This window comes from Aliirhizobium sp. YIM B11859 (assembly GCF_057163345.1).
Window position 1 is genome coordinate 1036060 of sequence record NZ_JBXHAY010000002.1, and the last position, 12466, is coordinate 1048525.

The window sequence follows — 12466 nt, forward strand, 5'->3', positions numbered from 1 at the left end:
GCGGACTGGGTCCGGCCGCTTCGATGATGATGCAGCATTACCGGCAGCAGCTGCGGACGCGCCGTGTCTATACCGCCATCGCGATCGTCGTGTTCCTCGCCGTATTGTTCGCCTCGCTGAAATTCGCCAACGACGCGAATGCCGGCAAGTTCTTCGAACGCCTGCCCTATTTCTTCGATTTCATCCGCAGCTTCGTACCGGACAGCCCGATGGAAATCATCCGGGCAATGTTCGACCTGCCCTCGCCCTATGCCGACGGCTCGCTGAAATACAATTACACCGCCGACCGCCACTACATCACCGATACGCTCTACATTCCGAATTTCTTCTACCAGCTGGTCATCACCATCAACATCGCGCTGGTTTCGACGATCATCGGCTCGGCAATCGCCTTCCTGCTCTGCTTCTTCGCCTCGACCAATCTCGTCGGCGCCGGCATGACCCGCTTCGTGGTACGCCGGATCATGGAAATCCTGCGCGCCTTCCCGGAAATCGTCATCGCCGGACTACTGACCGCGATCCTGTCGATCGGCCCGATCGCGGCAATCATCGCCATCACCGTCCACACGATCGGAGCGCTTGGAAAGCTGTTCTTCGAAGTGGTCGAAAACTCCGACATGAAGCCGGACGAGGGCCTGCGCGCCGCCGGTGCCAGCTGGGTCGAGCGGGTGCGATTTGCCATCGTTCCCCAGGTGCTGCCGAATTTTGTGTCCTACACGCTGCTGCGCGCCGAGATCAACGTCCGCGCCTCGACGATTATCGGTGCCGTCGGCGGTGGTGGCATCGGCGAAGTATTCCGGCTGGCGATCGGTCGTGACCATGCCGCCAAGACCTATGCGATCATTATCCTGCTGCTTGTCAGCGTGATCGCCATCGATCAGTTCTCCAGCTGGCTTCGCCGCCGACTGATCGGCCACCAGTCCTTCGAACTCGGCAGGGGAGCAGCCTGATGACATCTTCGGTCCCCGCCATCAACGCTTCCGACCGCGAGCGTCTGCGTGACACCTATCCGCAGGTCTTCCATCGTTCCTTCATGCGGCGCTACGGGCTTGTGCTCGGCTCAGTCGCGGTCGTCAGCTATCTGTTGATCTGCTTCTTCGCCTTCAATGTCGGCCCGGCCTTCATGAACGGTCAGTGGGAGCGTGCCTCGCTCTACGTCCAGGACTGGTACTCCTGGCGCGCCCAGCCACGCCTGCGTTTCGAGGATAACGGCACCGTCAAGGCGCAATGGTCGAGCCGCGGTCAATACCGGCAGGGCGCAGACATATTCTGGCTGAAGCCGACACAGGCAGGTGGCTATACCGTCACCTATGGCAGTGACAGCGACCGCCTTGAGGTGATGACCGGCCAGGTCGACGTTTATCTCAACGGCAAATCCTATCCGGTGACGATCACGCAGGATGCAGCGACCGCGCCTGCCGGTGCGCCCTCTGCCATCCAGCAGGATGGAGCCAAGGTCATCGTCCACTACGGTTTTGAGGGCCAGGCCGAAATCCGTAGCAGCCAGGTCTATGTGCAGCGCCGCTTCCTCGGCTGGGCAAACTTCCTGTTCGACACCAAGTCTGACTTCTGGGGCAAAAGCTGGGGCGAGCTTGCGATGCTTGCCACTGTCGGCGATCGCCTCGATCCGAGCCGCTCCAACGCCGGTCACATGGTCGACGATTTCCTCGGCAACAATGTCTGGCAGCATGCGGATATCCTGTCGAAACTGCTGCAGACGCTGGTCATGGCTTTTGTCGGCACCCTGCTCGGGACACTTTTCGCCTTCCCGCTCGCCTTTATCGCCGCCCGCAACATCACGCTCAACCGCACTGCAAACTGGGGCATGAAGCGGTTGTTCGACTTCCTCCGCTCGGTCGACATGCTGATCTGGGCGCTGTTCTTCACCCGCTCCTTCGGCCCCGGACCGATCCCCGGTATTGCGGCGATCTTCTTCACCGATGCCGGCGCGCTCGGAAAGGTCTATGCGGAAGCCGTCGAAAACGTCGACGACAAGCAGCGCGAGGGCGTCAAGTCGGTGGGTGCCGCTCCGGTGATCGTCAACCGCTTCGGCGTGGTGCCGCAAGTGCTGCCGGTGTTCATCTCGCAGTCGCTGTATTTCTGGGAATCGAACACCCGTTCGGCCACCGTCATCGGCGCTGTCGGCGCAGGGGGTATTGGCCTCAAGCTGCTCGAAGCGATGGGCACGAATGCCGATTGGGACAAGGTCGCCTATATGGTGCTTTTGATCCTCATCGTCGTCTTCCTGTTCGACAATGTGTCGAATGCGATCCGCTCGCGACTGATCGGCGGTCCGACGCATTAAAAGTCCCCGAATGGGGGCTGGCATCATCATTCTGTCATGGAAATCTTTTAGGCGCAGGGCCTGTCTACGGACGTGTCGGATGGTTACAGTTCCGGCTTAGTCCCCTTTCCTGATCCCGGAATGATATCTTGCGCTACGCCCTTTATTTTTCTCCCGCCGCGGACCATCCGCTGACGAAGACAGCATCCCGTTGGCTCGGTCGCGATTCCTTCAGTGGCGAGATATTCCCCACGCCTGAGGCAGACGGCCTGTCGACCGAGGAGGTTCACGCTCTGACAGCCGATCCGCGCCGCTACGCCTTCCACGCGACGCTGAAGGCGCCGTTTGAGCTGGCGCAAGGGCGCAGTGAAGCCGAGCTGATCAATGCCTTCGAGGAGTTTGCTGCAACGACGCCGGCTTTCGACATCCCGAATGTCGTGATCGGCCAGCTCGGCCGCTTTTTCGCGCTGGTACCGGATCAGGCCTATCCAGAATTGCAGGCGTTCGCAGCGCGTATCGTCGAAGAATTCGAGCCATTCCGGGCGCCACTTTCGGACGCTGACATCGCCCGCCGCAAGCCGGAGACGCTTTCGGCCGCGCACCGCGCCAACCTGATGCGCTGGGGGTATCCGCATGTGATGGATGAGTTCCGTTTCCACATGACGCTTTCCGGTCAGGTTCCGCCGGAACAGGCGCCCGCCATGCGCGACGCGCTGGAACCGCGCTTTGCCGCGTTCACCAACAGGCCGCTTGCAATCGACGGCATCGCGCTGTTCACCGAGCCGGCCCGCGGCGCAGATTTCATCGCCCATCGCTGGCTGCCCCTGAAGCCCGCTTCCCAGATCGGAAAGACCACCCCATGACCACCGAAACCGTATTCACCAATGCCCGGATCGTACTGGAGGACCGCGTGATTTCCGGTTCCGTGCAGGTCCGTGACGGCAAGATCGCCGACATTTCCGAAGGCAATGTCCATTCCGGCGAGAATTTCGAGGGTGACTACCTGATCCCCGGCCTGGTCGAACTTCACACCGACCACCTGGAACAGCATTACTCGCCGCGGCCCGGCGTGCGCTGGAACGCGACGGCTGCCATCCAGGCACATGACGCGCAGATCGCTTCTTCCGGCATCACCACCGTGTTCGATTGCCTGCGCATGGGTTCGGACGAGGACGGTGGCTTCGAACATGGCGAGATGCGGATCATGGCTGATGCAATCCAGGCGGCCGAACGCGACGGACGGCTCCGCTCCGAGCATCTCATTCACCTGCGCTGCGAGGTTTCGGCCGACAACGTGCTGGAACATTTCGCCGACTTCGAAAACGACAGCCATGTCCGCCTCGTTTCGCTGATGGACCATGCACCCGGCCAGCGTCAGTTCCAGACGATGGAACAGTACATCTTCTACTACCAGAAGAAGCGCGGTCTTTCCGACGAGGCTTTCAAGGCCTTCATCGACAAGCGTGTGGCTGAATCGCAGCGCAATTCGACGCCGCACCGCATTGCCATCGCCAAGCATTGCTCGGAACGCGGAATCACGATCGCCAGCCATGACGACGCGACGCTTACCCATGTCGACGAAGCGATCGAGAACGGCGTCAAGCTTGCCGAATTCCCGACAAGCTTCGAGGCTGCCGCGGCGTCGCACAAAGCAGGCATGGGCGTCCTGATGGGCGCGCCGAACGTGGTGCGCGGCAAATCGCATTCCGGCAATATCGCCGCTCGCGACCTTGCCGAAAACGACGTGCTCGACGTTCTTTCGTCCGACTACGTTCCTCTCAGCCTGCTCTATGCGCCGTTTATCCTGGCTGACGAGATCGACGGCTTTTCGCTCCCCAAGGCGATATCGATGGTCACCTCAACGCCCGCCCGAATCGCGGGTCTTGCCGACCGTGGCCGGATCGCCAGCGGTTTACGGGCCGATATCGTGCGGGTCCATCGCGAAGCCGGCGTGCCGGTTGCACGGGCGATCTGGCGGCAGGGCCGACGGGTGGCATGATGGACAGCTCATCGGAAATCCACACAGACACGCGCCCCGGCTGTATGGTCGTGGTCGTCGGTCCGAGCGGCGCCGGCAAAGACACGTTGATGGCCTATGCTGCGCAGTCCTTGTCCGACCGCTCCGAGGTGATATTCGCCCGGCGTGTGATTACCCGTGATGCAAGTGCCGGCGGCGAGGATCATGACGGCGTCTGCGAAGCGGAATTTGAAAAGATGGAGGCCGCCGGCCGGTTTTCCGTCTCCTGGAATGCGCATGGGCTGCATTATGGCATTCCCGTGGAGACAAAGGACGCCGTGGCGCGTGGTGCATTGGTGATAGCCAATGGCTCGCGTTCGGCGCTGCAGGTGTTCAACGAGGCCTATCCTGCGCTCGTCGTCATCAACGTGACGGCGCGGCCAGAGGTGCTGGCAGCCCGGCTGGAGGCCCGCGGACGCGAAAGCAGAGACGACATTCTGCGGCGCATGGCGCGCGGATCGCTCGAGGTCATCGGCGATTACCGGGTCGTGACCATCGACAATAGTGGCGATGTGCAAACGGCGGGAAAAGCGCTGGTCGAGGCTCTCTCCACTTTGCTTTCCCAAGATTTCAGTGGCAAATAAAAATAGTTCCAGCCTGCTTTACAGTTGTTCCAGCTCCTCTACTTTGTTTATTTCGATTACCTAATGGAGCTGGGGCGGTGATAGAGTCGAGAAAACACGACGGGGTCGCGGCTGACCCCGATTCATCCTTTTTATCCGCGCTCGAAGGGCGGATGGTGGTTCTGGAAATCGTGGCCATGACATCGCTGGCCCTGGCTCTCGACACGACCGAAGGCGGCAGCGGCGATCAGGCGCGCGGTATCGCCGCCCTCATCCAGGAAACCGTTCGCCAAAGATCGCTGGAATTTGGCCTGAGCGAAGCGGCACAACGATCGGCCAACACCTATGCCGAGGAGCTTCTCTCCACCGCGCTCCACTCCCTTTATCCGGAATAGCCGAGCGATCAACCGCAACAACATCTCAAGGCGTCAGTGCGCTTCGTCCCAGTTGTCGGCAGCGCGCGCATCGACCTTGAGCGGAACTTTCATCGATATGGCCGGCATGGCCGCCTGTTCCATGGTCGAAACGATCACTGGCATGGCCTTTTCGACCTCCGCGTCCTCGACCTCGAAGATCAGTTCATCGTGGACCTGCAGCAGCATGCGCGCTGACAGGCCCGCATCGGCAAGGGCAGGCTCCATCTTTACCATCGCCCGACGGATGATATCGGCAGCCGAACCCTGGATAGGTGCGTTGATCGCGGCACGCTCGTTGAAGGCGCGCATGGAAGGGTTGGACGAGCGTATTTCAGGATAATGCGCGCGACGCCCGAAGATCGTCTCGACATAACCATGCTCGCGGGCAAAGACCTTGGTGCTCTCCATATAATCGCGAATTCCCGGGAAGCGCTCGAAATACTTCTTGATGTAATCGCTTGCTTCAGAGCGCTCGATCGACAGCTGGTTGGCGAGGCCGAACGCCGAGATGCCGTAAATAATGCCGAAATTGATCGCCTTTGCACGGCGGCGCACGTCGCTCGGCATTCCCTCGACCGGGACACCGAACATCTCGGATGCCGTCATCGCATGGATGTCGACACCATCCTCGAAAGCCTGACGCAGCTGCGGAATGTCAGCAACATGGGCAAGCACGCGCAATTCGATCTGGCTGTAGTCAGCCGAGAGCAGCTTGTTGCCGGGCGATGCGATGAAGGCCGTCCTGATCTTGCGACCTTCGGCATTGCGGACCGGAATATTCTGCAGGTTCGGCTCGGAGGACGACAGGCGGCCGGTCGTCGTGGATGCCAGAGAATAGGATGTGTGAACGCGTTTCGTATCGGGATGAACGTAACCGGGCAGCGCGTCGGTATAGGTGGATTTCAGCTTGGTCAGCTGGCGCCAATCGACGATCTTGCGTGGCAGTTCAGCGCCTTCGGCAGCAAGGTCTTCCAGCACCTGCGCCGATGTCGACCACTGGCCGGTCTTGGTCTTCGAACCACCCGGCAGCCCCATTTTCCCGAACAGGATGTCGCCCAGCTGCTTGGGCGAACCGATGTTGAATTTTTCGCCGGCGAGTTCATAGACCTCGGCCTCGAAACCGGCAGCCTTCTGCGCGAGTTCGCCGGAAAGCCGTGAAAGGATCTGCCGGTCGATGGAAATGCCGCGTTCTTCCATGCGCGCCAGGACGTCCACCATCGGACGCTCGAGCCGCTCATAGATGCGGGTCAGGCCGACAGCTGCGAGCTGGGGTTTGAGCACCATCCACAGGCGGAGCGTGACGTCCGCATCCTCGGCGGCATAGGCCGATGCGCGGTCGATATCGACGAAATCGAAGGTGACGCCGCTCTTGCCTGAACCCGCGACATCCTTGAAGGCGATCGGCTTGTGGTTCAGCCAACGCTCCGACAGCGCGTCCATTCCGTGGCCGCCGGACATGCCGGCCTCCAGCACGTAGGACATCAGCATCGTGTCGTCATACCCCTTCACGGTAACGCCGTGACGCTTCATGACGAGATAGTCGTATTTTAGGTTTTGCGCGACCTTCAGCACCGACGGATCTTCGAGAAGCGGCTTCAACCGATCCAGAGCATCGCGCGTCGGGATCTGGTTTTCAGCCATGCCGCCGCCGAGAAGATCGCCGACGCCGGTCTTGTGGGTGAGCGGCACATAGGCCGCGCGGACATCGAGGCCTGACGGGCTTGCAGTATTATCGGCAATCGCGAGCGAGAAGCCGACCAGTTCCGCCTGCATCGGATCGAGCGAATTGGTTTCGGTGTCGAAGGCGACGAGGCCGGTTTCGCGAGCCGCCTTTATCCACTCTTCGAGCACAGCGGCATCACGGATTGTCACGTATTTCGTCGTATCAATCCTGGCATTGGCGAAAGCTTCCGCGCGGGCGGCAGCAAATGTTGATGGCGTTGCCTCGCCGGTGTCTGCCGTCGCCGCGGACTTGGCGGTTGCGGTCGGCGCTGCCACGCCAGCCGCTTTACCAGCGCCTGTGGGAGCCGCTGCATCGAGGTCAGGGCCACGGGCATCAGGCCCCCATTCCGCCTCGACCGTGGCAGGCTCGATGGCATTTGCATCACAATCGCAGGCGGCGGCGACACGGCGCGTCAAGGTGCCGAAATCCATCGCCTTCAGGAAGGCGATCAGCTTCGGCCCATCCTGCGGCTCAAGAAACAGCGCATCGAGATCGAGCTCCAGCGGCACGTCGGTTCTCAGTTCCACCAGCTGGCGGGAGAGCCGCGCGAGATCGGCATTGGCAATGATGTTTTCGCGACGCTTGACCTGCTTGATCTCCCCGGCCCTCGCAAGCAGCGTGTCGAGGTCACCGAACTCTTCCAGCAGCTGGGCTGCCGTCTTCGGCCCAATGCCGGGGATGCCGGGGACGTTATCGACCGAATCTCCGACCATCGCCTGAAGGTCGATCATCTTTTCCGGCGATACACCCCATTTTTCGACAACTTCGGCAATGCCGATCTGCTTGTCCTTCATGCTGTCATACATATGGACCATCTGCGTGACGAGCTGCATCAGATCCTTATCGGAGGAGACGATGGTGACATCGGCGCCGGTCGCTTCCGCCTGACGGGCATAGGTGGCGATGATGTCGTCGGCCTCGAACCCTTCCGTCTCGATGCAGGGCAGGTTGAAGGCGCGGGTCGCCTGGCGGATCAGGCTGAACTGCGGAACCAGCTCCTCCGGCGGTGCAGAACGGTTTGCCTTATAGGCGTCGTAGAGATCCTTGCGGAAGGTCCTCGAAGAATAGTCGAAAATGACGGCGAAATGGGTGGGCGTCACGCCAACGGACGTGTCGCGGGCATCGGTCAAGAGCTTCCAGAGCATGTTGCAGAAGCCCGAGACCGCACCGACCGGCAGGCCGTCGGATTTTCGAGTCAATGGCGGCAGCGCGTGAAACGCGCGGAAGATGAAGCCGGAACCATCGATGAGGAAGAGGTGATCGCCTTTTTTCATGGGCATGGAATAGCGTGGCGCATGCGCGTCGTCCATGAAAACTTGTCGCCACGGGCAAGGCTCCGCGCCCAGGAACCTTACCGATTTGTAATGGCGCTTTCCCTTGAAAAGCCGCAATCCGGCTCACATTTCAAGGTCACCGGCGACTGATAACGCCGCAGTCTGGCATAAGGCACGTCCCCCGCCTCACCAGACCGGACAAAGGCCTATCCCCCTCTCCGGGTCTTTGTCCTCTTATATGAAACGCCACGGCTGTCCCCTCCCGGCCGTGGCGTTTTTATTTGCATTTTGTCCTTTGCGGAGCGCTTGGCGATCTTGCCAATCGGCTACGGCTGCCCCAATCTCCGGTTTCCATCGCGTAGTATCGATCATCGTTCGCCAGCATGGCTGGTTTCCCTGGAAAATTGTGGCGGAGGCCATGGGATTCGATCGCTCGCAGTCAGCGACCTATCTGGCGGGGCAACTCGCAAGGGTCTTTTCAAGATCGCTGCAGAAGCGGGCGGCGACGCTCGGCTTCTCGCCGGGGCAGTTTCCCGTGCTTCTGGAATTGTGGCAGGAGGACGGGCTGACGCAGAAACAGCTGCTCGACAAGCTGGAGGTTGAGCAGGCAACGCTTGCCAATACGCTGGCCCGCATGGAGCGGGACGGGCTGATTGCCCGCACACCGCATCCGAACGACCGGCGCGCGCAGATCATCAGCCTGACGGAACTCGGGCGGGCGCTGGAGGCCAGCGCCGTCGAGGCGGCCGCGGAAGCCGACAGCGTTCTGTTCTCGGGGTTCCGGCAGTTCGAGCGGGAACTGATGATCGAATATATGCGCCTCATCATCGGCAACAGCCGGAAGGGCTAAAAAGACCAGGCCGCCCGGACCGAGATCCGGGCGGTTTCGGCGATCATTGCATCACGGCTGAACGACCATGGCCGAGAAGGGCCAGACATAGGCCTGCAAGGTCACCAGCACGCCGACAAGGCAGGCCAGCACGATCGAATGCCAGAAAACGAAGCGCAGGATACTGCCCTCGTGGCCGAACCAGCCGGTCGCCGTGGAGGCGACGACAATCGACTGCGCGTCGATCATCTTGCCCATGACGCCGCCCGACGAGTTCGCGGCTCCCATCAGGATCGGCGAAAGTCCCAGCTGTTCCGAAGTCACCTTCTGCAGATTGCCGAACAGGATATTGGAGGCGGTGTCCGATCCGGTCAACGCAACGCCCAGCCAGCCGAGCAGCGTGCCGAAGAACGGATAGAGCACGCCTGTCGCTGCAAAGGCGAGGCCGAGCGTGGAATCGATCCCAGAAAGCCTTGTCAGCGTGCCGAGCGCCAGCATCGCCGAGATGGTGATCAGCGAATAGGCGCATAACTTGATCGTTTTCGCGTAGGTCTTCACCATCTGTCCCGGCGTGAAGCCCATGGCCAGGCCGGACAGAAGCGCTGCGATCAGCATCCCCGTCCCCGTGTAAGAGAGCCAGGTGAAGGAGAAGGTCGCCGCTTCCGGCGTCGGACCCGGCGCCACCGGCGGCATCTTGGCGATCATCTTGTCAAGGCCCGGAACCGGATAATTCCAGATCGCCCAGGAATTGACCGCCGACTTGAAATAACCCGTTCCCCAGATCAGCAGGACAACGCAGACGATCACCCAGGGGGTGAGTGCTGCCCGAACCTCTTTCGGTGAAGGACGTATGACCGGCTTTGCCTCCTTGAGCGTGCCGTCATCGGAGATGTCATGGCCGCGCAGCTTGGGCGAGGTCCAGACCTCTTTCGGTTGCCAGACCTGCAGGAAGCCGATCAGGCAGGCCATGGAGATCAGCGAGGCGCCGATATCGACGATCCAGGGATTGATGTAGTTGGAGATGAAGAATTGCGAGATGGCGAAGGATGCGCCGGTGACGAGGATTGCCGGCCAGATCTGCATCATGCCCTTTCTTCCGGCAAACACCCAGATCAGCCAGAACGGCACAAGGACCGAAAAGAACGGCAGCTGCCGGCCGACCATGGCACCAAGCAGATAGGGATCGATGCCGGTGACCTGCGACAGGCCCTGGATCGGCGTGCCGAGCGCGCCATAGGCAACGGGTGCGGTGTTGGCGATCAGCGACAAGCCGGACGCGGCAAGCGGCGAGAAACCCAGCCCGATCAGGATCGCGCCGGTGACGGCAACCGGCGTGCCGAAGCCGGATGCCCCTTCGAAGAAGGCACCGAAGGCAAAGGCGATCAGCAGCAGTTGGATGCGACGGTCATCGGTGACGCTACCGATCGTTTGCTGCAGCTTCTCGAACTGCCCCTTCTCCACTGTCAGCCGATAGAGGAAAATGACGTTCAGAACGATCCAGCCGATCGGGAAGAATCCGGTAATGGCCCCGAGCACGGTTGCACGGATCGACATCGACGCGGGCATGGTGAAGATGAAAATCGCGATGAGATTGGCAACCACCAGCGCGATGATCGCCGCGACATGAGCCTTGACGACATTGGTCGCGATCAGGCCCAGAAGAATGAAAACCGGGATCGCAGCAAGAATGGTGGACAGCACGGCGCTGCCCGTGGGGTCATAAACTTGATTCCACATGTGAAGCCCCTCCCAAGGCCGGACGGAATATTGCCCGATTTTGGAGCATACAGCCCGATCATCATGACAGTCCAGAGTTGTACCTCCACGACCAAAGTTGCATTCCAGGGCTATCAGGCGTTGAGGTCCGGCATTTTCCATTGTGCCGGCCGGCCCTTGCTTGCTAACAGTTTGGGGCAAGCTGGCCGCCCGCGTGTGCTGCCGCTCAAAGACAAGGTGATTTCCATGACCGATATTTCCGCCGTTCTCGATCGCGCCGACCAGAACCTCTCCGACAGCATCGAGCGCCTGTTCGCGCTTACCCGCATCCAGTCGATCTCCACCGATCCAGCCTATAAGGCCGAATGCCGCAAGGGCGCCGAATGGTTGGTGACCGAGTTGAAGGGCATTGGTTTCGATGCCTCGGTGCGCGATACGGCCGGCCATCCGATGGTGGTTGCCCACCACGCCGGTGCCAGTGCCGACGCTCCGCATGTGTTGTTCTACGGACATTACGACGTGCAGCCGGTAGACCCGATCGAACTTTGGGAGGATTCGCCCTTCGAGCCGAAGATCAAGGAGATTTCGCCCGGTCGCAAGGTGCTGACCGGCCGCGGCACGGCCGATGACAAGGGCCAGTTGATGACCTTCGTCGAGGCCTGCCGCGCTTACAAGGAAATCAACGGTTCGCTGCCGATCCGCGTCACCATCCTGTTCGAAGGCGAGGAAGAGTCCGGCTCGCCGTCGCTCAAACCCTTCCTCGATGCCAATGCTGCCGAGCTGAAGGCGGATTATGCGCTGGTCTGCGATACCAGCATGTGGGATGGCGACACGCCGGCCATTGCCGCGGCGCTGCGTGGTCTCGTCGGCGAAGAGATCGTCATCAAGGCCGCCGATCGTGACCTGCATTCGGGCCTGTTCGGTGGAGCTGCGGCCAATCCGATCCACATCCTCACCGATATTCTCGCCGGCCTGCATGACGAGACCGGTCGGGTGACGCTCGAAGGTTTCTACGACGGCGTCGAAGAGACCCCGACGAATATCAAGGAAGGCTGGGACGTGCTCGGACGTAATGCCGAGAGCTTTCTCGGGGGCGTCGGCCTGTCCATTCCGTCAGGTGAAAAGGGCCGCTCGGTGCTGGAACTGACCTGGGCACGCCCGACGGCGGAAGTGAACGGCATTACCGGTGGTTATACCGGGGAAGGTTTCAAGACGGTGATTGCAGCGCAGGCATCGGCCAAGGTCTCTTTCCGCCTCGTCGGGGATCAGAACCCCGCAAAGATCCGTGAAGCCTTCCGCGCTTACGTGAACTCGAAAATCCCCGGCGATTGCTCGGTGGAATTCCACGAACATGGCGGTTCGCCGGCAATCCAGCTCTCCTACGATTCACCGGCGCTCACCAAGGCCAAGGGAGCATTGTCGGAGGAGTGGAAAAACCCGGCGGTGATCATCGGCATGGGAGGCTCGATCCCGATCGTCGGCGATTTCCAGAAACAGCTCGGCATGGATTCGCTGCTCATCGGCTTCGGCCTAGTCGACGACCGCATCCACTCACCGAACGAAAAATACGATCTCAAATCCTACCACAAGGGCATCCGTTCCTGGGCACGGATCATGACGGCGCTGGCTCAGAAGTAAGCCTTT

Annotated in this window: 10 protein-coding genes; 8 read left to right on the forward strand and 2 right to left on the reverse strand. The window is 60.8% G+C overall.

The genetic code is table 11. The features are described 5' to 3' along the window. The first annotated feature begins 29 nt into the window (after nt 1-29). The 6 genes from phnE (AC2GXZ_RS11230) (at nt 30) to AC2GXZ_RS11255 (ending at nt 5259) form a co-directional block, all read left to right on the forward strand. A complete protein-coding gene (phnE, locus tag AC2GXZ_RS11230) occupies nt 30-950 on the forward strand; it encodes a phosphonate ABC transporter, permease protein PhnE (RefSeq protein ID WP_483759415.1) in 921 nt (306 codons plus the stop codon). Beyond that, the gene (gene phnE / locus AC2GXZ_RS11235) at nt 950-2305 is read left to right on the forward strand and encodes a phosphonate ABC transporter, permease protein PhnE (protein ID WP_483759220.1); all 1356 of its coding nucleotides are present in this window, start codon (nt 950-952) and stop codon (nt 2303-2305) included. The genes phnE (AC2GXZ_RS11230) and phnE (AC2GXZ_RS11235) overlap by 1 nt, the downstream gene beginning before the upstream one ends. Nucleotides 2306-2433: 128 nt before the next feature. Next, entirely contained in the window at nt 2434-3147 is a 714-nt protein-coding gene (locus AC2GXZ_RS11240) for a DUF1045 domain-containing protein (RefSeq protein WP_483759221.1), read from the forward strand. Continuing rightward, complete coding sequence (locus AC2GXZ_RS11245; RefSeq protein ID WP_483759222.1) at nt 3144-4283, forward strand: alpha-D-ribose 1-methylphosphonate 5-triphosphate diphosphatase; 1140 nt, start codon at nt 3144-3146, stop codon at nt 4281-4283. Before AC2GXZ_RS11240 ends, AC2GXZ_RS11245 begins: the two co-directional genes overlap by 4 nt. Then, on the forward strand, nt 4280-4885 hold the full coding sequence (gene phnN, locus AC2GXZ_RS11250; RefSeq protein WP_483759223.1) for a phosphonate metabolism protein/1,5-bisphosphokinase (PRPP-forming) PhnN: 606 nt from the start codon (nt 4280-4282) through the stop codon (nt 4883-4885). Before AC2GXZ_RS11245 ends, phnN begins: the two co-directional genes overlap by 4 nt. A gap of 176 nt (nt 4886-5061) precedes the next feature. Then, complete coding sequence (locus AC2GXZ_RS11255) at nt 5062-5259, forward strand: hypothetical protein (protein ID WP_483759224.1); 198 nt, start codon at nt 5062-5064, stop codon at nt 5257-5259. Between the two features lie 33 nt (nt 5260-5292). On the opposite strand, the gene polA is transcribed toward AC2GXZ_RS11255, so the two are convergent. Further along, a complete protein-coding gene (gene polA / locus AC2GXZ_RS11260; protein ID WP_483759416.1) occupies nt 5293-8277 on the reverse strand; it encodes a DNA polymerase I in 2985 nt (994 codons plus the stop codon). 418 nt (nt 8278-8695) lie between these two features. Here polA and AC2GXZ_RS11265 point away from each other — a divergent pair, with 418 nt between their 5' ends. After that, nucleotides 8696-9127 carry a MarR family winged helix-turn-helix transcriptional regulator gene (locus AC2GXZ_RS11265; RefSeq protein WP_483759225.1) on the forward strand — a complete coding sequence of 144 codons (432 nt, stop codon included), beginning with the start codon at nt 8696-8698 and terminating at the stop codon, nt 9125-9127. A gap of 51 nt (nt 9128-9178) precedes the next feature. Here the strand turns inward: AC2GXZ_RS11265 and AC2GXZ_RS11270 are convergent, their stop codons facing one another. After that, the gene (locus AC2GXZ_RS11270) at nt 9179-10843 is read right to left on the reverse strand and encodes an L-lactate permease (RefSeq protein ID WP_483759226.1); all 1665 of its coding nucleotides are present in this window, start codon (nt 10841-10843) and stop codon (nt 9179-9181) included. A gap of 225 nt (nt 10844-11068) precedes the next feature. On the opposite strand from AC2GXZ_RS11270, the gene AC2GXZ_RS11275 reads away from it, so the two are divergent. Further along, nucleotides 11069-12460, forward strand: coding sequence for a M20/M25/M40 family metallo-hydrolase (locus AC2GXZ_RS11275; protein ID WP_483759227.1), 1392 nt, complete (start codon nt 11069-11071; stop codon nt 12458-12460). Nucleotides 12461-12466: the final 6 nt, after the last annotated feature.